Genomic DNA, 21,499 nt, shown 5'->3' on the forward strand with positions numbered 1-21,499 from the left:
AGGCGCGGACAACGCGGGGACGGGCAGCGAAGGGGACGGGCAACGAAGGGCACGTGCAGCCGGTGGACGGCGGGGACGGACGGTGAGGACACGCACGTCCGTGAACGTGCGTTTCCGAGGCTTGGCCACGCCTCGGCTGGGTACGGCTGTCCTGGGACGGTGGGTCCGCCGCAGGTGGGGGCCATCCCGGGGCTGCAGCATCGCGAGGAGTGGTTCGGGGGAGATAGAGGAGTGGTTCGGGGGAGATAGCTGCCCACAGGATGAAAAAGCCGTGCCGATAAGATGTTCTACACGCGTTCAAGAGCGCGAGGTGAGCCGGGAAGTCTGGTCGGCACTGGGGACCGTAGTGTCCGAACGCCGACGACCTGGAGCTTTCGTGCAGCGCCCTGACTCCGTGAACGAACGCCGCACCTTCCTGGGCCTGCTGTCCTGGCCCGAGCGCACCGCGATCGCGCGGGCGCTGCGGACCGAGACGATCGGCGGGCTGGTGCTGCTGGCCGCCGCGGTCGCCGCACTGGTGTGGGCGAACTCCCCGTGGAGCGGCGCCTACGAGGCCGTCCGGGACTTCCACTTCGGTTTTCCCGCTCTGGGGCTGGACCTCTCCGTGGGCCACTGGACCGCGGACGGTCTCCTCACCGTCTTCTTCCTGGTCGCCGGCATCGAGCTCAAGCGCGAGCTGGTGGTGGGCGAACTGCGCAAACCCGCGGCAGCGGCGATGCCTGTGGTCGCGGCCGTCAGCGGCATGGTCGTACCCGCGGGCATCTACATCGCCACCGCTGTTGCCGGGGGCGGCTCCGCCGACGGGTGGGCGGTGCCGATGGCCACCGACATCGCATTCGCGCTGGCAGTGCTCGCGGTCCTCAGCACTCATCTGCCCTCCTCCCTGCGTGCCTTCCTCCTCACCCTCGCTGTCGTGGACGATCTGGGCGCGATCCTGGTCATCGCCGTCTTCTTCACCAGCGACCTGAACCCGCCCGCGCTCATCGGCGCCGGCGTCGGACTCGTGGTCTTCTATCTGCTTCAGCGCTTCCGTGTGCGCGGCTGGTGGTGGTACGTCCCGCTGGGAATCGCGATCTGGGCGCTGACCTACAACGGCGGAGTCCACGCCACAGTCGCCGGTGTGGCGATGGGACTGATCCTCCGCACCCGGCGTGACGAGGAGGGATCCGGGTACAAGGCGGAGTCGGCCGCTCCCGGAGAGCGCACGGAACACCTGCTGCGACCGCTCTCCGCCGGGGTCGCGGTGCCGCTGTTCGCCCTGTTCGCCTCCGGTGTCGCGGTCTCGCTGACCGACGTGGGAGAGGTCTTCTCGCGGCCCGAACCCCTGGGCGTGGTGCTGGGCCTGGTCGTCGGCAAGTCCGTCGGCATCTTCGCCGGCACCTACCTCGCGGCACGCTTCACCCGCGCACGGCTGAACCCCGACCTGAAGTGGGCCGACGTCCTCGCGCTGGCGACGGTCTCCGGCATCGGCTTCACCGTCTCCCTGCTGATCGGCGAACTGGCCTTCCCCGACCCCTCCCAGGCCCAGCACGTGAAGACGGCGGTCCTTCTCGGTTCGCTGATCGCCGCGATTCTGGCCGCGGTGCTCCTCAAGCGCCGTGACCGGGTCTACCGCAGGCTGTGGAAGGCGGAGAACGTGGACGAGAACGCCGACAACATCCCCGACATCTATCAGCGCGGCCCCGACGGGATCTACGACCGGCAGGCGGGCGAGGGCTGAGCAGGACCCCCATGTCAGGCGGCTTCCCGGACGGGACCGTTCGGCGGCGGGCCAAGTGAGGCTGCGGCCGCCGCGGTTACGGATGAGACGTCAACTCGTCATCCCGTCCCCGGCGCGCCGCTAGGGCAGGAGACGTGCCGTTTCACTCTCCGACCCCGAGGGAGTCGCGCGATGAAGCTCATTCTGCGGTCCGGTGCCGTGACGGCCGCGGTCGGTGCGGGACTGTTCGCCGCGGTCCTGCCGACCGCACCGGCCAATGCGGCCGGGGGAACCCATGTGCGGTGCAACGACACCGCCGGCCTGGTCGCAGCCATCGACCGGGCCAACACCGACGGCGGCCGCATCACCCTTGCGTCCCACTGCACCTACACCCTGACCGCACCCGACGACGGGGACGACGGACTGCCGGAGATCACCGGCAACGTGACCCTCTCCGGCAGCGAGACCACCATCCGGCGCTCCCCGGACGCGACGCAGGACTTCCGCATCTTCCACGTGGCGGACGGCGGCAAGCTCACCCTGAAGTCGCTCACGGTCAGCGGCGGCCGTCTCACGAGCGGGCTCGGCGGCGGCATCAGGAACGAGGACGGCGGCACGCTGAACCTGAACCGCGCCGCCGTGAAGAACAACCGCGCCGTCTCGGGCGCGGGCATCTACAGCCTCGGTGGACGGATCAACCTCGACCGCAGCGCTGTCGAGCGGAACACCGCATCCGGGTTCGGCGGCGGGATCGTCAACGACGGCAACGGCACGATGACGATGAAGGGCGGGTCCCTGCACGGCAACCGGGCGCTCACCAGCAACGGCGGCGGGCTGGAGAACATCCTGGGCACCGCCTCCTTGGAGTCCGCGTCGGTCAGGGGCAACACGGCTCTTGTGGGGGGCGGCATCCGCAACACGAACGGCTCCACGCTGCGCCTGAAGTCGACCACCGTCCGGGACAACATCGCCGTCACCGGCGCGGGCATCTCGAACAACGCCAGTACGGCGACACTGGTGCGCAGCCTGGTCACGCGCAACACGGCGATCACCTCAGGCGGCGGCATCGCCAATGAGGAAGGCGGGCAGGTCACGCTCACCGCCAGCAAGGTCGTCCGCAACGCCCCGGACAACTGCGTCCCGGAGGGCAGCGTCCCGGGATGCACCAACCCGGCCGCTGCGGTCACCCCGCCGGCTTCGAAGCTCCCGCCCGCCGACGACATCAGGCCCGGGAAGTGAGCCGGCGGGGCTGACGCACGGCCTGGCCGACGCACGGCCACACCCACACGGAGGGCGGGACCCGGCGACCGGGTCCCGCCCTCCGTGTGCCTGCCCGCGCCGGTGAACCGGGGGATCAGGCCGGCGGGAGCGGCGTGGCGCTGCGCAGCGCGTTCACGGCGTCCGTCGCGTCCGTCGCTGTCACGCCGCTGCCGCGCGCCCTCAGCTCTTGCCGGGCTTGACCGTGGCGGGCGCGGAACCGACGGCGTCGCAGCCGGGGACGCTGCCGGGAGGCGCGCAGTTGGTCGGATGGTTCTTGAAGACTCTGCTCTCGATGAGCTTCACCTTGGGCAGGGCCTGTTCCGCGGCGCCGCTCGCCTTGCTCTGCTGACGCTCGGGGTCGCCGGTCGGACGGATGATGACGCCGAAGCCACGTCCGTCGTTGTTGATGCCGCCGCCCTGGGTGGCACCGCCGTTGGCGGTGTTGCGGGTGACGACGCTCCTGTACAGGGTCGTCGGCTGGTCGGTCCCCACGAAGATGCCGCCGCCGGAGGTCTCGGCGATGTTGCCCTCGACCTCGGTGGAGTTCAGGCGCAGGGGTCCCCTTTGGATTCCCGTGCCGCTGCTCATGCTCATGGTCATGATCCCGGCCCCGAGGCCGCCCCTGCCGTCACCGGCGATGTTGCCGGCGACGGAGACGTCGTCGAGCCTGGTGTTTCCCGCGTTCGCGAGGCCGCCGCCCCAGGCCGCGGCCGTGTTGTCGTTGAGGGCACCGCCCCGCATCGTCATCGTCCCGCTGGTGGCGACGGCGCCGCCGACACTGCTGGTGTTGTCGCGTACCGAGGTGTTGCGCAGGGTGAGGGTGCCCGTGTTGTTCCAGATCCCCCCGCCGAGGAATTCGGACGTGTTGTTCCTGACCGTCACGCCGTTCAGGGCGAGCGCGCCGCGGTCGTTGAAGAGGCCCCCGCCGGCCTGTCCGAAGCCTTCGCCGGACGCCTCGCCGCCGCGGACGGTGACCGAGTTCAGGGTGAGGCTGCTGTTCGGCGTCACATGGAAGAGGCGGAAGGCTCCGGTGGCGCTCGGGGCGCGCTGGATGATGCTGCCGTTCCCGGTGATGCGCACCTTTCCGGTGATCTCGGGCAGGCCGTCGTCTGTGTTGTCCGGCGCCGTGAGGGAGTAGGTGCAGTTGCGGGCGAGGACGATGCTGCCGCCGCCGGTGTTCGCGTCCCTGATGGCGGTCTTGAGCGCGGCGATGTCGTTGCAGGGGACGCGGGTCGGCGCCTGGGCCTGTGCTTGTCCGGCGGGCAGGAGGGTCAGGCAGAGGCCGAGTCCGGTGGCTGCGGTGACGGTGACGCGTCTGAGCGTGTGGGGCATGCGGCTTCCCTTGGCTATGGACGGACAGGGTGGACGGGTTCTCCTGACGCCCGGTCACCGTTCGGTCCCGGCCCCCGGACGCCACTGATCGACAGTCCGAGATCTATACGAAGCGGGCATTCGACGCATGTGCGGCTCGGCTGTCCGGCGTCGTCGGAGTCGTGACCTCCAGGCGCCTCGTCCCAGGGCCCTCGTCCCCGGGTGCCTCGTGCCGGCCCTCGGGCGGGGCGGGTGCGGCTCCGGAGCCGGCGTACTGTTCGCCGTCGCCGCCCGCGGCTCACACCGCAGGCGCGACGGTGTGCCGGTCGCGTCTGATCAGGCCAGGGAGAGGAAGAGCTTCTCGAGTTCCTCCTCGGTCAGCGAGCCCTTCTGGTCGTCCGTCCCGTCCAGGCACTGCCGCATCCCGCCGGCGATGATCTTGAAACCGGCGCGGTCCAGGGCGCGGGAGACGGCCGACAGCTGAGTCACGACGTCCTTGCAGTCGCGTCCGGCCTCGATCATGGCGATGACGCCGGTGAGTTGGCCCTGGGCCCTGCGCAGGCGGTTGAGCACCGCGCCGATCGCTTCCTGGTCCTGGTCCTGGTTCATGTGGGCCCCTCCTCGTCCCGTGCCCCGTGTCGGCAATACCCGTACGGGTACCTGGCCCCGAATTCCGCCTGCGGCCTGGCTCCGCTCCAAAAATACCCCGGGGGGTACGTATGTTACGTTGGCCAAGGATACCCCCCGGGGTAAAAAACCGAAGGGAGTGCAGACGTGTTCTTCATCGACACCATGGAGCTGGAGGGGCTGGGCAACCGCAGCTACCTCGCCGGTGGGCAGCACACCGCTGTCGCCGTCGACCCGCCACGCGACATCGACCAGGTGATCGCGGCTGCCGCCCGCCGCGGAGTGCGGATCTCCCACGTGGTGGAGACCCATATCCACAACGACTACGTCACGGGCGGGCCGGCGCTGGCCGGGGTGACAGGCGCCCGGTACCTGGTGCCGGCCGGTGCGCGGGTGTCCTTCGAGCGGGTCCCCGTCGCCGACGGAGACACCGCTGACATCGACGAAGGCCTGACCCTGCGGGCCATCGCAACCCCCGGCCACACCCCGCATCACACCTCGTACGCACTGGAGGAGGACGGCCGCGGGGTGGCGGCGTTCACCGGGGGAGCGCTGCTCATCGGCGGCGTCGGGCGCACCGATCTGGTGGAGCCGCGGCTGACCGAGCAGCTCGCCCGTGACCAGTACGCCTCCGCGCACCGGCTGGTGGGAGAACTGGACGACGACGTCCCCGTCCTGCCGACTCACGGGTTCGGCAGTTTCTGCTCCTCCTCGCAGGGAGCGGGCGACAGCTCCACCATCGGCAAGGAGCGGGCCGGCAACGACGCCCTGGTCAAGGACGTCGATGCGTTCGTGGCCGACATGCTCGCCGGTCTGGACGACGTGCCTGCCTACTACACGCACATGGGCCCCGCCAATGCATCCGGTCCGGCCGCCGTGGACCTGAGGCCGCCCCAGGCCGCCGACGGCGGGGAGATCGCCCGCCGCCTGGCCGCCGGCGAGTGGGTCGTGGACCTGCGCAACCGGGTCGCCTTCGCCCAGGGGCACGTCGCCGGTTCGTTCAACTTCGAGTCCGACGGCAAGCTCGCCACCTACCTGGCGTGGATGATCCCGTGGGGCAAGCCCGTCACACTGCTCGCCGAGACGGCCGGCCAGGTCGCCGCGGCCCAGCGGGAACTGGCGCGGGTCGGCATCGACCGCCCGGCAGCCGCTGCGACGGGGAACCCGGAGTCGTGGCTCACCGAGGGCGCGGAACTGCGCTCCTTCCCACGCTCCACGTTCGCGGGCCTGGCGGACACCGACCACGGCGACATCGTGATCCTCGACGTGCGGCGGGACTCGGAGCGTGCGGCGGCCGGCCACATCGAGGGGTCGGTCCACATCCCGATCCACGAATTGCACGACCGGCTCGGCGAGGTTCCGCCCGGCACCGTGTGGGTGCACTGCGCGGGCGGGATGCGGGCGGCGATCGCCGCTTCCCTTCTGGACTCCGCCGACCGCGACGTGGTCGCCGTGGACGACGGCTTCGACGCCGCACGCGACGCCGGACTCTCCCTCACCACCGGCACCTGAGCCGCACGCCCCCAGCCACGACTGGAGTGACACCGATGTTCTCGATCCGTTCCGGTCCCGGCCGGATCACCGCGGCCGAGGCCCACGAGCGAACGAAGAACCGCGACCCGGCCGGCCCGGTCCTGCTCGACGTACGTGAGACGTCCGAGTGGACAGCCGGACACGCGACCGGGGCCGTGCACGCCCCGCTGCCGGAACTGCTCGACGGAGCGCCGCTGCCGACGGCCGCCCGGGGCCGCCCCGTCGTGGCGGTCTGCCGCTCCGGACGGCGCTCGCAGAAGGCCGCCGAACTGCTGGCGGAACGCGGGATCGACGCCGTCGACGTCATCGGCGGTATGCAGGCCTGGACGGAGGCCGGCCTGCCCGTGGACGACGGCCGTGGCGGAAGCGGTGCCACAGCGTGACCGCACTTCTCATGGCGCTCGCCGCGGGTGCCGCTGTGGGCCTCGCGCTCGGCGGGCTGGGCGGCGGCGGCAGTGTTCTGGCCGTTCCGGCGCTGATCTACCTGCTGGATTTCAGCCCGGTGGCCGCGACGACCGCGAGTCTGCTGATCGTCACCGCCACCTCGCTCACCGGTCTGCTCACGCACGCCAGGGCGGGGAACGTCCGCTGGAAGGCCGGGGCCGCTTTCGCCGCGGCGGGCCTGGTCCCCGCCGCGCTGGCGGGGGCCGCCGCCGCCCGGCTGCCGCACAACGTACTGACCGTGGCATTCGCAGTGATCGCCGCGATCGCGGCCGCAGGGATGCTCCGCACGAAAGCGTCGACGGAGGACGGGGAGCAGGAGACCCCGGCCCGCCCCGTACGGGCCGTCTCCGCCGGTGCGGGCCTGGGCGGACTGACCGGCCTGCTCGGCGTCGGCGGCGGCTTCCTCGCGGTACCCGCCCTGGTGGGTGCACTGGGCTTCCGGATGCGGGCCGCGATCGGCACCAGCCTGCTGGTTATCGGGGTCAACTCCCTGGCCGCGTTGAGCACGAGATTCGCGACCGTGGACGGGCTCGACTGGACCGTCGTGGCGCCGTTCACGGGAGCCGCGGTCCTGGGGGCCTGGGACGGGAAGCGGCTGGCGGCACGCCTTTCGGGCGCGGCGCTGCAGCGCAGCTTCGCCGTCGTCCTGCTGGCCGTGGCGGCGTTCATGTTCGCGGACACCCTCATATGAGGCCGGGGCGAGACATGAGGTGCCGGTGTGAGCGGGCAGCCGCTCACGCCAGGGAGAGGAACAGCTTCTCCAGCCTGGCCCGCATCTCGTCCCGGTCGGCCACCTGCTCGCTGTCGGCGAGGCAGTGCTGCAGTCCCGTGGCGATGATCGCGAAGCCCGCACGGTCCAGAGCACGGGAAGCCGCAGCGAGCTGGGTCACCACGTCCTCACAGTCCCGTCCTTCCTCGATCATCTTGATGATCCCTGCGATCTGCCCCTGTGCGCGGCGCAGCCGGTTCACCACGGCCTTCAGCTCCGCACCCGCCAGTTCCAACTCCACGTCGAACTCCCGTTCCCTACCCCTCGGGGTAACCCACCGGGGTATGTCCCCGCGACACCAAGGATGACATCTGCCATGACCACACCCACCAGCCTCGGCGTCGACCAGGTCGGCACCCGGATCCACGACCTGACCGTCATCGACGTCCGCACCCCCGGCGAATACTCCTCCGGGCACCTGCCCTCCGCGCACAACGTTCCCCTGGACCAGCTGGACCGGGCCCTTCCCGCGCTGACGGAGGCGGCAGGCCGCGGCGGGCTCCTCTTCGTCTGCGCCTCCGGGGCCCGTTCCGCCCAGGCCGCCCGGAAACTCTCCGCCCGGGGAGTCGACGCCGCCACACTCGACGGCGGCACCAACGCCTGGAGCGACCGCGGCCACGATCTGCACCGCCCCGAAGGAGCACGCACGACCTGGGGCATGGAACGCCAGGTCCGGCTTGCCGCGGGGAGTCTCGTCCTCGTCGGTCTGCTCGTGGGCCTGGTGCTCCCCTGGGCGCTGCTGCTCTCCGCATTCGTCGCGGGGGGACTGGTCTTCTCCGCCGTCACCGACACCTGCGGCATGGCCGCGGTGCTGGCCCGCCTGCCGCACAACCGGCCCCGTGCCGCCGACCTCGACACCACACTCGCCGCCCTGCGCGGGTGAGGCGGCCCGCCCCTCAGCCCGTGGACGGGGCGAGGCCCGGCCGAGGTTTCCGCCCCCGGCCCTCAGGGTGCGAGGAGGGGCAGACCGCCTTCTGGCGGTGTCAGCACGGGGCGCCGCTCGGCTGCAATGGCGCCATGTGGCGTCGTTGTGGCGCCGAGCGGTGCCATGACGGTGCCTCCGGACTGTCACTGCACAACGACACCCAAGGGGCGCGGGGTCATGGCGCCACAACGGCTCGATTCGGTTTCCACGTCTTTCCCCAGTTCAGCCTGGGATTCCCCGTGCCCGTCCAGTAATCGGTGCCAATCGGGCTTGCGCGTGGCGCCATAGTAGTGCCACTATGGCGTCATGGACCTCACCCCGTATGTCGACACCCTCCGCCGTGAGCTCGCGGTGGCCGCCGAGGCCGGCGGTGACGAAGCCCGCGAGCTGGCCGATCGCCTCACCGCTCCCCTGGAGTCGGCGACGCGTCTGACCATGCTCAATGTGCTCTCCGCCGCGATGGACGAGATCACCCGCGAGCTCGCCCCCGGGTCGGTCGACGTACGGCTGCGCGGCACGGACCCCGATTTCGTGGTGACGCCGCCGCCCGCCGAAGGTGGCCCCGCGGAGCCGCTTGCACCCCTCGGACCTTTCACGGCCTCGGCACCCGCCGACAGTGACGAGGGTGGCACCGCACGCGTCAACCTGCGTCTGCCCGCCCAACTCAAGGCCCGCGCCGAGGAGGCCGCGACCCGCGAGGGCCTGTCGGTCAACGCGTGGCTGGTGCGGGCCGTGTCGGCAGCGGTCGACGGCGGCACGCGGCCTCGTACGGCGGAGAAGACCCGGACCATCGGACAGAGCTTCACGGGCTGGGTGCGCTGACCGCACCCCCTCCCGCACCACTTCACCCGCACCACTTCACCCACACCACGTCCCACCAGCGGGGACGTCCTTGAGACCCAAGAGGACGGGACAGCCATGCCTGCTTTCGACACACCCGAACCGATCTCGGTCACCGCCCACGTCGGCGCCGGTTCCATCCGGTTCACCGCGAGCGACCGCCGCGACACCGTCGTCGAGGTGCGCCCCGGCAACCCGAAGCGGGACAAGGACCTGCGGGCCGCCGAGCAGACCGAAGTCACGTACGTGAGCGGCGTCCTGACCGTCAGGACGAAGGAGCGCCGCCTCATCGGGCCCACCGGATCCGTCGCCGTGGCGGTCGCACTGCCCACGGGCTCGCACGTCGACCTCACCGGCTCCTGGACCCAGGTGCTCGGCGAGGGCCGGCTCGGCGAGGTCAAGTTGAAGACCTCGGGCGGTGACGTCCGCCTCGAGGCGACCGGGCCGCTCCGGCTGACCGCCTCGCACTGTTCGATCACCGTCGACCAGGTCGAGGGCAACGCCGAGATCACCTCCAGCTCGGGCAGCCTGCGCGTCGGCACCGTCGAAGGCGCAGCCGTCCTCAAGAACTCGCACGGAACCACGACCGTCGGTGCGGTCATCGGCGACCTGCGGGTGAGCGGTGCCCACGGCGACGTCGACATCGCGCGCGCCGAGAGTTCGGTCGCCGCCGCAACCGCCCACGGCGCCCTGCGCGTCGCCGACGTCGCTCGCGGCACCGTTCAGCTGGAGACCAACTACGGCGCCATCGAGGTCGGCATCCGCGAGGACACCGCCGCCTGGCTCGACGTCAGCTCCACCCACGGGCAGGTGCGCAACAGGCTCGCCGCGTCCGAGGCCCCGGAGCAGACCGAGGAGACCGTCAAGGTCCGCGCACGGACCAACTGGGGCACCATCGATGTCCTCCGCGCCAAGGCCTGATCCGGAAGAACCGCCCTCAACTCACCCACCCCGCCAGTCACTTCGGCCTTCCAACGGAGGAGCGCCATGCGTTCATCTGTCATGCCCACATCTAGACGTGGCGATGGTCACTCGTCGCCTGCCGCCCTCTCCGCCGTCGGTCTGCGCAAGTCGTACGGCGACAGGACCGTCCTCGACGGCATCGATCTGCGGATTCCCGCGGGGGCAGTGTTCGCGCTGCTCGGGCCCAACGGCGCCGGCAAGACCACCGCCGTGAAGATCCTCTCCACGCTCATCACCGCCGACGGCGGGCACGCCCAAGTCGCGGGCCACGACGTCGCCACGGCACCGGACGGGGTGCGCGCCGCGATCGGCGTCACCGGCCAGTTCTCAGCCGTCGACGGACTGATCACCGGCGAGGAGAACATGCTCCTCATGGCGGACCTGAACCACCTCTCCAAGCGCGAGGGGCGGCGGGTCACCGCCGAGCTGCTCGAGCGGTTCGACCTCGTCGACGCCGCCAGGAAGCCCGCCCAGAGCTACTCCGGCGGCATGAAGCGGCGCCTGGACATCGCCATGACCCTGGTCGGCAAGCCGCGGATCATCTTCCTCGACGAGCCGACCACCGGCCTCGACCCGCGAAGCCGCCACAACATGTGGCAGATCATCCGCGAGCTGGTCTCCGACGGCGTCACCGTCTTCCTCACCACCCAGTACCTGGACGAGGCCGACGAACTCGCGGACCGGATCGCGGTGCTGAACGACGGCAGGATCGTGGCCGAGGGGAGCGCCGACGAGCTGAAGCGGCTGATCCCGGGCGGACACGTCCGGCTCCGCTTCTCCGATCCGGCGGCGTACCGGTCGGCGGCCTCCGCCCTGGCCGAGGCCGGCCGGGACGACGAGGCGCTGTCCCTGCAGATCCTCAGCGACGGCAGCCCGCGCGAGCTGCGCTCCGTCCTCGACCGGCTCGACTCCGCGGGCATCGACGCGGACGAGCTGACCGTGCACACGCCCGACCTCGATGACGTGTTCTTCGCCCTCACCGGCGCCGGCGTGTCCGGCCGGACCGGTGGGACCGACCAGACCGGCCGGCCGAAGGAGGCTGTCCGATGAGGGCTTCTCTTGCTCCCGCTGCTCCCGCCCGCCCGGCCCGGTTCCCCCTCGCCGTGCGCGACTCGTCCACGATGCTGCGCCGCAACCTGCTGCACGTGCGCCGCTATCCGTCCCTGACCCTCAACCTGCTGCTCACGCCCGTGATGCTGCTGCTGCTCTTCGTCTACATCTTCGGCGACACCATGAGCGCGGGGATCGGCGGCGGAGGGGCGGACCGGTCCGAGTACATCGCCTATCTCGTACCGGGCCTGCTGCTGATGACCATCGGAAGTACCACGATCGGCAGCGCGGTGTCCGTCGCCATGGACATGAACGAGGGCATCATCGCCCGCTTCCGCACGATGGCTGTCCACCGCGGGTCGGTGCTCATCGGGCACGTCGTCGGCAGCGTGCTGCAGTGCGTGATGAGCGTGGTCCTCGTCGGGGCCGTCGCGGTGGCCATCGGTTTCCGGTCCACGGACGCCACGGTCCTGGAATGGATCGCGGCGCTCGGGCTGCTCGTGCTGTTCTCCCTGGCGCTCACCTGGATCGCGGTAGGAATGGGCCTGGTCAGCCCGAACGCCGAGGCGGCCAGCAACAACGCGATGCCGCTGATCTTCCTGCCGCTCATCTCCAGTGCGTTCGTCCCGGTCGACGCGATGCCGGGCTGGTTCCAGCCCCTCGCCGAGTATCAGCCCTTCACCCCGGCCATCGAGACCCTGCGAGGCCTGCTGCTGGGCAGCGGGATCGGCCACAACGGGTGGCTGGCGGTGGCCTGGTGCCTGGGCCTGGCTGTCCTCGGCAGCGTCTGGTCCCGGTCGCTGTTCAACCGCGACCCGAAGTAGGGAGGCTTGGGCCTGCGGGCCGCATGACCGCAGGATCGTCCCGCTCCAGGGGAGGCGTACTCCGGCACCACCCGGGGTACGCCGCCCGCCGGCGTTTTCGGGCACCCGCCGTATCCCGGTCACGGTGCCGGCGGATCCGCCGTATCCCGGTCACGGTGCCGGCGGATCCGCCGGTGGAAGGGGTGGCTCCGTCCGACGCACGGCTGGACTCGGGGCCGGGCACGGGCTACCGCTCGAAGCGGTAGCCCATCCCCGCTTCGGTGATGAAGTGCCGCGGGTGCGCGGGGTCCTGTTCGAGCTTGCGGCGCAGCTGGGCCATGTAGACCCGCAAGTAGTTGGTCTCCGTCTCGTAGTTGGGCCCCCACACGTCCCGCAGCAGCTGCCGCTGCGTGACCAGGCGTCCCGAGTTGCGTACGAGGATTTCCAGAACGTGCCACTCGGTCGGGGTGAGCCGGATGTCATTGCCGTCCCGCCGGACCTTCTTGGCCGCGAGGTCGACGGTCAGGGTCTTGGTCTCGACGACGATGTCCTCCTCGTCGGCCGGGGCGGCCCTGCGGACGGCGGCGCGCAGCCGGGCGAGGAGTTCGTCCATGCCGAAGGGTTTGGTGACGTAGTCGTCGGCGCCGGCGTCGAGGGCGTCCACCTTCTCGTCCGAGGTGTGGCGGGCGGAGAGCACGATGATCGGCACCCGGGTCCAGCCGCGCAGGCCCTTGATCACGTCGATGCCGTCGATGTCGGGAAGGCCGAGGTCGAGGAGCACCACGTCGGGGTGTGAGGCGGCGGCGAGTTGAAGGGCTGAGGCACCGTCATGGGCGGAGTCCACGCGGTACTTGCGGGCGCGCAGGTTGATCGTGAGAGCCCGTACGAGCTGCGGTTCATCGTCGACGACGAGGACCCGGGGCATTCTTCCTCCCTCGTGCCGCGGGGCGGTTGCCGGGGTTCGGGTCATGAGAGGGCTCCCGCGGGGAGATCGGGCCGGGCAGGGGGCCTGCCGGGAGCGGTTCTCAGAGTGAGAACCATGGTCAGGCCGCCGCTGGGAGTGTCCTCGGCGGTCAGCGAACTGCCCATGGCCTCGGCGAAGCCGCGGGCGACGGCCAGACCGAGGCCGACGCCGTCGCCGCGCGGCGCGTCACCGCGGCGCTGGAACGGCTCGAAGATGCGTTCCTTGTCCGTGTCCGGTACACCGGGACCGCGGTCGATGGTGCGCAGCTCGACGGTGTCCCCGAAGGCACTGGCGGACAGCAGTACCGGGATGCCGCCGGGGCTGTACTTGACGGCGTTCTCCACGACGTTGGCGACGACGCGTTCCAGCAGCCCCCTGTCGGCGGTGACCATGGGCAGGGTCTCGGGGACGTCCAGCCGCACCGCGGATTCGGGCACGCCCCTGAGCGCGAGCGGAACGACCTCGTCGAGGTCGGTCTCGCGCATGATCGGGGTGACGGCTCCGGTCTGGAGTCTGCTCATGTCCAGCAGGTTGCCGATGAGGTGGTCGAGCCGGTCGGCGCCCTCCTCGATGGCGGCGAGCAGTTCCGCCCTGTCGGCCTCCGACCAGGCGATGTCTTCGGAACGCAGCGACGAGACCGACGCCTTGACGGCGGCGAGGGGTGTGCGCAGATCGTGCGAGACCGCTGCTAGGAGGGCGGTGCGGATGCGGTCGGTCTCCTCCAGCCGGCGGGCCCGTTCCGCTTCGGCGATCAGCCGCCGACGTTCCAGAACGGCGGTTGCCTGCGCGGCGAAGGCACCGAGGACACGCCGGTCCTCGGCCGGCAGCACTCTGCCGCGCAACGCCAGTGCCGTGCTGTCCCCGGCAGGCACGGCCACCTCCGCGTCGTCGGGCTGGCCGGCCGGGCGGGGCCCCGCACTTCCGGCGCGTCTCCAGCCGCCTCGCTCGCCGGTGCGCTCCAGCAGGGCGGCGGACTCCATGCCGAAGGTCTCCCGGACGCGCTCCAGCAGGACGCCCAGCTCGGCCCTCTCGGCCGGTTCCGTTCCCCGGGCGGGCTCGGCCGCCTCGGTCGGCATCGCTTCTTCGTCCTGGCCCGGCGCGGAGACACCCCGCTCACGCGGTTCGGGTTCCGCCGGGTGCGCGTGGGCCGCCCCGAGCAGTACACCGCCCGTGAGGTGACTGAGGATTTCGGCCTCGGAACGCAGCCGGGCCGCCTGGTGGGTGCGGCGGGCCGCCAGATCCACGACGGAGGCCACGGCGACCGCCACCACCACGAAGATCACGATGGCGAGGATGTTGTTGGGGTCGGAGATGGTCCAGGTGTGCACGGGGGCGGTGAAGAAGAAGTTCAGCAGCAGCGATCCGACGACGGCGGAGACGAGGGCGGGGATCAGCCCGCCCAGCAGCGCCGCCGTCACCGTCAGCGTGAGGAAGAGCAACATCTCGTTCGCGAGCCCCAGCCCCGGCCACGCGGCCGTGAGCAGCAGCGTGAGCAGGGCCGGCCCGGCCGTGCCGGTGAGCCACCCGGCGACGAGTCGGCTGCGGCCCAGCCGGGCTCCGCGGGCGGCCGGCAGCCCCCGGCCGGCGGCGGCGTGCTCGTGGGTGACGATGTGCACGTCGATGTCGAGGCCGGACTCGCGCGCGACGGTGGCCCCCACCCCGGGGCCGAGCACGTACTGCCAGGACTTCCGCCGGCTGATGCCGAGCACGATCTGCGTGGCGTTCACAGCGCGGGCGAAGTCGAGCAGCGCGTCCGGAACGTCGTCGCCGACGACGGTGTGGAAGGTGCCGCCGAGATCCTCGACGAGCCTGCGCTGGATGGCGAGTTCCTCCGGCGAGGCCGACGTCAGTCCGTCGCTGCGGGAGATGTGGACGGCGAGGATCTCACTGCCGGAGCCCTTGGCCGCGATGCGGGTCGCCCGCCGGATGAGGGTCCGGCCCTCGGGGCCGCCGGTGAGGCCGACGAGGATGCGTTCGCGGGCCGGCCAGGGGGATGAGATGCCCTTCTCGGCGCGGTACTGCTGGAGGTATTCGTCGACCCTGTCCGCGGTCCACAGCAGGGCGAGTTCACGCAGGGCGGTGAGGTTGCCGGGCCGGAAGTAGTTCGACAGGGCCGCATCGATCTTGTCCGCCGCGTAGACGTTGCCGTGTGCCAGACGCCGGCGCAGCGCCTGCGGGCTCATGTCCACCAGCTCGATCTGGTCGGCCCGGCGGACGACGCCGTCGGGAACGGTCTCGCGCTGCCGTACGCCGGTGATGGACTCCACGACGTCCGTGAGGGATTCCAGGTGCTGGATGTTGACCGTGGAGATCACGGTGATTCCCGCGTCGAGCAGCTCCTCGATGTCCTGCCAGCGCTTTTCGTTCCTGGTGCCGGGGACGTTGGTGTGGGCCAGCTCGTCGACGAGGGCCACGGCGGGCGCGCGGGCGAGTACCGCGTCGAGGTCCATTTCCGTGAAGTGCGCTCCTCGGTGGGCCACCTCGCGGCGCGGTACGACTTCCAGGCCGTGGAGCAGCACCTCGGTGCGTGGGCGGCCGTGGCATTCGACGAAGCCGACCACCACGTCCGTGCCCCTCTCCAGACGCCGGTGGGCCTCGGAGAGCATGTCGTAGGTCTTGCCGACCCCTGGGGCGGCTCCCAGGTAGATGCGCAATTTGCCGCGGGCCATGGCTCCATTGTCTTCCACGTCGGTGGGCGCCGGCGGCCCGGTGATCGAGAGGTACGGGCTTCGGCCGCCGGTGGGATCGGGGGTTCAGTCCTGCAGTTCGCGCAGGGCGAGGTTGAGTTCGAGGACGTTGACCGCCGGCTCTCCGAGGAAGCCGGCGATGCGGCCCTGTGTGTGCCGCTCGACCAGTGCGCGGACCGCGGCCGGGTCGAGGTGGCGGGCTTCGGCGACCCGGCCGGCCTGGATCCTGGCGTACGCGGGCGAGATGTCCGGGTCGAGGCCCGAGGCGCTCGCTGTCACCGCATCCGCCGGAACGTCCGGGCGCGGGACGTTGTTGAAGTCCGCGATGCGCTTCTTGCGGGCCTCGACCTCCTTCCGCAGTTCCGGACTGGTGGCCGCGAGGTTCGAGGCCCCGGACGCGAGGGCGTCGTAGTCCCCGGCGGAGGGCCGGGGCTGGAACCACTGCGGTGCCGGCTCACCGCCCTTGCCGTTCCAGGTCTGGCCGATCAGCGAGGACCCGACGTCCCTGCCTCCGCTGCGGACCAGGGAACCGTCGGCCTGCCCGGGGAAGGCGGCCTGCGCGATGCCCGTCACCAGCAGCGGGTACAGCACGCCGGTGACGAGGGTGAGCACCAGCAGCGCTCTGAGCGCGGCCCAGGCGAGACGTGAGCTGTTGCGGACGGACGCGTTCATGAGCCGGCCCCCGGGAGGAGTGAGATGAGCAGGTCGATGACCTTGATGCCGATGAAGGGGACGACGAGCCCGCCGACTCCGTATATGCCGAGGTTGCGGCGGAGCATGCCGTCGGCGCTCATCGGCCGGTAGCGCACCCCTCTCAGGGCGAGCGGCACCAGCGCGATGATCACGAGGGCGTTGAAGACGACCGCTGAGAGGATCGCGGACTGGGGGCTGGTCAGGCGCATGATGTTGAGCGCGTCGAGGCCCGGGTAGGCCGCGACGAACATCGCGGGGATGATCGCGAAGTACTTCGCCACGTCGTTGGCGATGGAGAACGTCGTCAGCGCTCCGCGCGTGATCAGCAGCTGCTTGCCGATCTCGACGATCTCGATCAGCTTCGTCGGGTTGGACTCCAGGTCCACCATGTTCCCGGCCTCCTTGGCGGCCGAGGTCCCGGTGTTCATCGCGACGCCCACGTCGGCCTGTGCCAGTGCGGGGGCGTCGTTGGTGCCGTCGCCCGTCATCGCGACGAGTTTCCCGCTGCCCTGCTCCCGCCTGATCAGGGCCATCTTGTCCTCCGGGGTGGCCTCCGCGAGGAAGTCGTCCACTCCGGCCTCTTCGGCGATGGCCCTCGCGGTGAGCGGGTTGTCACCTGTGATCATCACCGTCCTGATGCCCATGCTGCGCAGTTCGGCGAAGCGTTCGCGCATGCCGTGCTTGACGACGTCCTTCAGGTGGATCACCCCGAGGATCCGGGCGCCGCGGCCGTCCTCCACGGCCACGAGCAGCGGGGTCCCGCCGGAGGTGGAGATGGCCTCCACCTCGTGGCGGGCGTCCTCGGGGACGGTGCCGCCGCGTTCGGTCACCCACGCGGTGACGGCGTCGGTGGCTCCTTTGCGTACGCGGTGCACGCCGCCGCCGTCCTCGACGTCGACGCCGCTCATCCGGGTCTGCGCGGTGAACGGGATGAACTCGGCGTTGCCCAGCTCGCCCTCGTCTCGGGCCCGCAGGCCGTGCTTGTCCTTCGCCAGGACGACGATGGAGCGGCCCTCGGGCGTCTCGTCGGCGAGCGAGGAGAGCTGGGCGGCGTCGGCGAGTTCGTCCGCGTCCGCGTTCCCGAGCGGTACGAAGGCCGCGGCCTCCCTGTTCCCCAGCGTGATGGTGCCGGTCTTGTCCAGCAGCAGGGTCGTGACGTCGCCCGCGGCCTCCACCGCCCGGCCCGACATCGCCAGGACGTTGCGCTGCACGAGCCGGTCCATGCCGGCGATGCCGATGGCCGAGAGCAGCGCGCCGATCGTCGTCGGGATCAGGCAGACGAGGAGCGCGGTGAGCACGGTCATGGACTGCTCGGCCCCCGCGTACACCGCGAAGGGCTGGAGTGTGACGGTGGCCAGCAGGAAGATGATCGTCAGCGACGCGAGCAGGATGTTCAGCGCGACCTCGTTCGGTGTCTTCTGACGGGCGGCGCCCTCGACGAGACCGATCATCCGGTCGAGGAAGGTCTCACCGGGCTTCGTGGTGATCCTGATCTTGATGCGGTCGGAGAGCACCCTCGTGCCGCCCGTGACGGCCGAGCGGTCACCGCCGGACTCGCGGATCACCGGCGCGGACTCGCCGGTGATGGCGGATTCGTCGACGCTGGCGACACCCTCGATGACGTCGCCGTCGCCCGGGATGACGTCCCCGGCTTCGCAGACCACCACGTCGCCGACGCGCAGCCCGCTGCCGGGGACCCTGCTCTCGGTGGTCCCGCCCGCCTCGTCCTGGTCGAGGCGGCGGGCCACGGTGTCGGTCCTGGCGCGGCGCAGGGTGTCGGCCTGCGCCTTGCCGCGTCCCTCGGCCACCGCTTCGGCGAGGTTGGCGAAGAAGACGGTCAGCCACAGCCATACCGCGATCGACCATGCGAACCAGCCGGGGTCGATGATCGCCAGCACCGTCGTCAGCGTCGAGCCGATCTCGACGACGAACATCACGGGCGACTTGACCATCAGCCGCGGGTCCAGTTTCCGGAAGGCTCCGGGCACGGACGTCAGCAGCTGCCGGGGGTCGAACATGCCGGGCGAGGGGTTCTGGGAGGCCGCCGGGTGTGCGGCGGAGCCGGCCGGTGACATGGGGGTGGTGTCCTTCGCTGGGGGTGTCCCGGGATGTGAGGGTGCGGGGATGCCGGTGCGGTTGCCGGTGCGTATCGTCATGACAGCCCTTCCGCCAGCGGGCCGAGTGCGAGTGCGGGGAAGAAGGTCAGACCGGCCACGATCAGCACGGCGCCCACCAACAGCCCGGAGAAGAGGGGCTTCTGGGTCTTCAGCGTCCCCGCGCTCGCCGGGACCGGCCGCTGGCCGGCGAGGGATCCGGCCAGGGCGAGTACGAACACCATCGGCAGGAACCGCCCGAGCAGCATCGTCAGTCCGAGAGTGGTGTTGAACCACTGGGTGTCGGCGTTCAGCCCGGCGAAGGCGCTCCCGTTGTTGTTGGCCGCCGACGTGTAGGCGTACAGGATTTCGGAGAAGCCGTGCGGCCCGGAGTTGAGGATCGAGAGCTGCGGCGTCGCAAGCGCCAGAGCGGTGCCGGTGAACGCCAGCACCAGGGCCGGCGTGATGAGGATGTAGCAGGCGGCGAGCTTCATCTCCCTGGGGCGGATCTTCTTGCCCAGATACTCGGGCGTCCGTCCGACCATGAGCCCCGCGATGAAGACGGCGATCACCGCGATGATCAGCATCCCGTACAGGCCCGAACCCACACCGCCCGGCGCCACCTCGCCGAGCATCATGCCCAGCAGCAGCACTCCGCCGCCGAGCGCCGAGAACGACGACTGGGACGCGTCGACCGCGCCGGTCGACGTCATGGTCGTGGAGACCGCGAACAAGGAGGACGCCCTGACGCCGAAGCGGGTCTCCTTGCCCTCCATCGCGCCGCCCGCCGCCTGTGCTGCGCTCCCGGGATGTGCGGACTCCAGCACAGTCACCGCGATCACGGCGCCGAGCCAGATCACTCCCATCGCGGCGACGATCGCGTACCCCTGCCTGGCGCTGCCGACGAGCCTGCCGAAGGTGCGCGGCAGCGAGAACGGGATGACCAGGAGCAGGAAGATCTCGAAGAGGTTCGTCAGCGCGTCGGGGTTCTCGTACGGGTGGGCGGAGTTGGCGTTGAAGAAGCCCCCGCCGTTGGTGCCGAGTTCCTTGATCGCTTCCTGGGAGGCAACCGCGCCCCCGGGCAGGTGCTGGGTTGCACCGCTGACCGTGGTGATCTCCTGCGGCGAGGCGAAGTTCTGCACCGCTCCCGCCGCGACCAGGGCGATCGCCGCCAGCGTCGCCACCGGCAGCAGGATCCGCACGACACCCCGCACCAAGTCGGTCCAGAAGTTGCCCAGTTCGCCCGTCCGCGTGTGTGCGAAGCCCCGTACCAGCGCGACGGCGACGGCCATGCCGACGGCCGCGGACACGAAGTTCTGCACCGCCAGTCCACCCGTCTGCACCAGGTTCCCCATGGTCGTTTCGCCGGAGTAGGACTGCCAGTTGGTGTTCGTGACGAAGGAGGCCGCCGTGTTGAAGGCCTGGTCGGGGGAGACCGGCCGGAAGCCGAGCGACAGCGGCAGCCGGTTCTGGAGCCGCTGGAGCAGGTACAGGAAGAGGACGGAGACCGCTGAGAAGGCGAGGACGCCGCGCAGGTAGGCGGGCCAGCGCTGTTCCGCGGCGGGGTTCGCACCGATCGCGCGGTAGATCCACCGTTCGACGCGGAGATGGCGGGTGGAGCTGTAGGTGCGGGCCATGTGGTCGCCCAGGGGCCGGTGCACCAGAGCCAGGGCAGCGATCAGCGCCCCGACCTGGAGCACGCCCGCGAGAGTGCTGTTCATCGGTCAGAACCTCTCCGGGAAGATCAGCGAGACGACCAGGTAGCCCAGCACGAGGACGGCGAGGACCAGGCCGGCGATGTTCTCGGCGCTCACAGCTTCGCCACTCCCCTGGCGACCAGGACAACGAGCGCGAACACCGCGACGACGGTGACGACGAAAGCCAGATCGGCCATCGCAACTCCCCGGGAAACTCGGGCTGTGAAGCCCGCGGACGCGGGCTCACGCACGAGAGAACTCCCCGGCGGGCCGGGCACGGCCGCCCTTGACGAGTTCCTGACGCCCCAACGGGCGATCTTTACGGTGCTCTGACGCCGACGGGGTCAAGGGATGCCCGCGACACCGGGGCCCGAGGCCGTGTCACGGCCGACGGCCGGGCCCGCCACCTGCCGCAGTTGCCACATCCGCCTGGACGCCCCTCCTCCTGCCGCTCTTCCCGCCGCCGCGTGGCCCCGGCCGCGGGAGCGCCGTCCCGCCAGGGACCTTCGGCCCGCCCCGTACAGGGCCCACCGGGCCTGGCACACCGTGCGCGCGCCGCCGACGCTGGAGAGGAGCACCAGGAGAGGACCCGATGACTCTGCTCCGCGTACTCGTCGCCTACAGCAGCAGGAACCGGTCCACGGCCGGGATCGCCGCGTGGATCGGTGAGACGCTTCGCGACAAAGGGCTGGAGGCGGACGTCACCGCTGCCGAGAAGGCTCACGACATCTCCCGGTACGACGCGGTGGTGCTGGGTTCCGCCGTGTACGCGGGGCGGTGGCGCAGCGACGCGACCCGCTTCGCGCGCCTTCACCGGCACCAGCTGCGGCGCATGCCCTTGTGGCTCTTCAGCAGCGGGCGTCGCAACACCTCACGCAGACGGGAGCGGATCCCGCCCCCGCCCAGCGTCGCGCGCATCGCGAGGAGGCTCGGCGCCGAGGAGCACCGCACGTTCGGCGGCCGCCTCACCGACGGGGCGGGCGGCGCCCTGGCCGGGCGGCTGCTCGGGGAGGGACCCGGCGGGGACCTGCGCGACCAGCAGGAAGTGAGCGCCTGGGGCGGCGGCATCGCGGCCCGGCTCCGCTCGGAGCGGGCAGGGGTCTGAGCGTGGGCGGGCGGGGGCGTGACGCGCGGGCGGGCG

21 protein-coding genes are annotated in these 21,499 nt (G+C 71.0%); 11 read left to right on the forward strand and 10 right to left on the reverse strand.

Annotation, left to right across the window (positions count from 1 at the left end):
* Window positions 1–376: 376 nt before the first annotated feature.
* Together nhaA and H180DRAFT_RS05305 are read left to right on the forward strand one after the other, a co-directional pair.
* Entirely contained in the window at window positions 377–1,720 is a 1,344-nt protein-coding gene (gene nhaA, locus H180DRAFT_RS05300) for a Na+/H+ antiporter NhaA (protein ID WP_055484781.1), read from the forward strand.
* A gap of 171 nt (window positions 1,721–1,891) precedes the next feature.
* Entirely contained in the window at window positions 1,892–2,938 is a 1,047-nt protein-coding gene (locus H180DRAFT_RS05305; RefSeq protein WP_055484782.1) for a hypothetical protein, read from the forward strand.
* 201 nt (window positions 2,939–3,139) lie between these two features.
* Here H180DRAFT_RS05305 and H180DRAFT_RS05310 read toward each other — a convergent pair whose 3' ends face one another.
* Complete coding sequence (locus tag H180DRAFT_RS05310) at window positions 3,140–4,291, reverse strand: hypothetical protein (RefSeq protein WP_055484783.1); 1,152 nt, start codon at window positions 4,289–4,291, stop codon at window positions 3,140–3,142.
* A 315-nt stretch (window positions 4,292–4,606) separates the two neighbouring features.
* Window positions 4,607–4,879 carry a metal-sensitive transcriptional regulator gene (locus H180DRAFT_RS05315; RefSeq protein WP_055484784.1) on the reverse strand — a complete coding sequence of 91 codons (273 nt, stop codon included), beginning with the start codon at window positions 4,877–4,879 and terminating at the stop codon, window positions 4,607–4,609.
* A 165-nt stretch (window positions 4,880–5,044) separates the two neighbouring features.
* Here H180DRAFT_RS05315 and H180DRAFT_RS05320 point away from each other — a divergent pair, with 165 nt between their 5' ends.
* From H180DRAFT_RS05320 to H180DRAFT_RS05330, 3 genes are read left to right on the forward strand one after another with little or no spacing between them, the layout of a single operon-like run.
* The gene (locus tag H180DRAFT_RS05320) at window positions 5,045–6,409 is read left to right on the forward strand and encodes an MBL fold metallo-hydrolase (protein WP_055484785.1); all 1,365 of its coding nucleotides are present in this window, start codon (window positions 5,045–5,047) and stop codon (window positions 6,407–6,409) included.
* Window positions 6,410–6,444: 35 nt separating this feature from the next.
* Window positions 6,445–6,813 carry a rhodanese-like domain-containing protein gene (locus H180DRAFT_RS05325; RefSeq protein WP_055484786.1) on the forward strand — a complete coding sequence of 123 codons (369 nt, stop codon included), beginning with the start codon at window positions 6,445–6,447 and terminating at the stop codon, window positions 6,811–6,813.
* A complete protein-coding gene (locus tag H180DRAFT_RS05330; protein ID WP_055484787.1) occupies window positions 6,810–7,565 on the forward strand; it encodes a sulfite exporter TauE/SafE family protein in 756 nt (251 codons plus the stop codon). Before H180DRAFT_RS05325 ends, H180DRAFT_RS05330 begins: the two co-directional genes overlap by 4 nt.
* A gap of 43 nt (window positions 7,566–7,608) precedes the next feature.
* Here the strand turns inward: H180DRAFT_RS05330 and H180DRAFT_RS05335 are convergent, their stop codons facing one another.
* The gene (locus H180DRAFT_RS05335) at window positions 7,609–7,884 is read right to left on the reverse strand and encodes a metal-sensitive transcriptional regulator (protein WP_055484788.1); all 276 of its coding nucleotides are present in this window, start codon (window positions 7,882–7,884) and stop codon (window positions 7,609–7,611) included.
* A gap of 75 nt (window positions 7,885–7,959) precedes the next feature.
* Between H180DRAFT_RS05335 and H180DRAFT_RS05340 the strand changes: the two genes are divergently transcribed.
* From H180DRAFT_RS05340 to H180DRAFT_RS05360, 5 genes are all read left to right on the forward strand, one after another.
* The gene (locus H180DRAFT_RS05340) at window positions 7,960–8,526 is read left to right on the forward strand and encodes a rhodanese-like domain-containing protein (protein ID WP_055484789.1); all 567 of its coding nucleotides are present in this window, start codon (window positions 7,960–7,962) and stop codon (window positions 8,524–8,526) included.
* Window positions 8,527–8,874: 348 nt separating this feature from the next.
* Entirely contained in the window at window positions 8,875–9,390 is a 516-nt protein-coding gene (locus H180DRAFT_RS05345) for a toxin-antitoxin system HicB family antitoxin (RefSeq protein ID WP_055484790.1), read from the forward strand.
* Between the two features lie 96 nt (window positions 9,391–9,486).
* Window positions 9,487–10,329, forward strand: coding sequence for a DUF4097 family beta strand repeat-containing protein (locus tag H180DRAFT_RS05350; protein ID WP_055484791.1), 843 nt, complete (start codon window positions 9,487–9,489; stop codon window positions 10,327–10,329).
* Between the two features lie 66 nt (window positions 10,330–10,395).
* Window positions 10,396–11,421, forward strand: a complete 1,026-nt coding sequence (locus H180DRAFT_RS05355; RefSeq protein ID WP_254665888.1) for an ATP-binding cassette domain-containing protein — start codon at window positions 10,396–10,398, stop codon at window positions 11,419–11,421.
* Window positions 11,418–12,245 (forward strand): ABC transporter permease, encoded by an 828-nt coding sequence (locus tag H180DRAFT_RS05360; RefSeq protein WP_055484793.1) that lies wholly within the window; start codon window positions 11,418–11,420, stop codon window positions 12,243–12,245. Before H180DRAFT_RS05355 ends, H180DRAFT_RS05360 begins: the two co-directional genes overlap by 4 nt.
* A gap of 226 nt (window positions 12,246–12,471) precedes the next feature.
* Here H180DRAFT_RS05360 and H180DRAFT_RS05365 read toward each other — a convergent pair whose 3' ends face one another.
* The 7 genes from H180DRAFT_RS05365 to H180DRAFT_RS29710 all read right to left on the reverse strand — a co-directional run bounded on the left by H180DRAFT_RS05365 (window position 12,472) and on the right by H180DRAFT_RS29710 (window position 20,609).
* Window positions 12,472–13,149 carry a response regulator gene (locus H180DRAFT_RS05365; RefSeq protein WP_055484794.1) on the reverse strand — a complete coding sequence of 226 codons (678 nt, stop codon included), beginning with the start codon at window positions 13,147–13,149 and terminating at the stop codon, window positions 12,472–12,474.
* A gap of 41 nt (window positions 13,150–13,190) precedes the next feature.
* Window positions 13,191–15,857, reverse strand: coding sequence for a sensor histidine kinase (locus H180DRAFT_RS30290; RefSeq protein ID WP_055484795.1), 2,667 nt, complete (start codon window positions 15,855–15,857; stop codon window positions 13,191–13,193).
* An 84-nt stretch (window positions 15,858–15,941) separates the two neighbouring features.
* Window positions 15,942–16,547, reverse strand: a complete 606-nt coding sequence (gene kdpC / locus H180DRAFT_RS05380; protein WP_055484796.1) for a potassium-transporting ATPase subunit KdpC — start codon at window positions 16,545–16,547, stop codon at window positions 15,942–15,944.
* A complete protein-coding gene (gene kdpB / locus H180DRAFT_RS05385) occupies window positions 16,544–18,643 on the reverse strand; it encodes a potassium-transporting ATPase subunit KdpB (protein ID WP_055484931.1) in 2,100 nt (699 codons plus the stop codon). Before kdpB ends, kdpC begins: the two co-directional genes overlap by 4 nt.
* A gap of 77 nt (window positions 18,644–18,720) precedes the next feature.
* A complete protein-coding gene (gene kdpA, locus H180DRAFT_RS05390; RefSeq protein WP_055484797.1) occupies window positions 18,721–20,382 on the reverse strand; it encodes a potassium-transporting ATPase subunit KdpA in 1,662 nt (553 codons plus the stop codon).
* Between the two features lie 3 nt (window positions 20,383–20,385).
* A complete protein-coding gene (gene kdpF / locus H180DRAFT_RS28460) occupies window positions 20,386–20,475 on the reverse strand; it encodes a K(+)-transporting ATPase subunit F (protein ID WP_055484798.1) in 90 nt (29 codons plus the stop codon).
* Window positions 20,472–20,609 carry a hypothetical protein gene (locus H180DRAFT_RS29710; RefSeq protein ID WP_159033560.1) on the reverse strand — a complete coding sequence of 46 codons (138 nt, stop codon included), beginning with the start codon at window positions 20,607–20,609 and terminating at the stop codon, window positions 20,472–20,474. The genes kdpF and H180DRAFT_RS29710 overlap by 4 nt, the downstream gene beginning before the upstream one ends.
* 341 nt (window positions 20,610–20,950) lie before the next feature.
* Between H180DRAFT_RS29710 and H180DRAFT_RS05400 the strand changes: the two genes are divergently transcribed.
* The gene (locus H180DRAFT_RS05400) at window positions 20,951–21,463 is read left to right on the forward strand and encodes a flavodoxin domain-containing protein (RefSeq protein WP_055484799.1); all 513 of its coding nucleotides are present in this window, start codon (window positions 20,951–20,953) and stop codon (window positions 21,461–21,463) included.
* The last annotated feature ends 36 nt before the right edge of the window (window positions 21,464–21,499 follow it).

The sequence above is a fragment of the Streptomyces sp. WMMB 322 genome (assembly GCF_900090145.1).
Classification (GTDB): domain Bacteria; phylum Actinomycetota; class Actinomycetes; order Streptomycetales; family Streptomycetaceae; genus Streptomyces.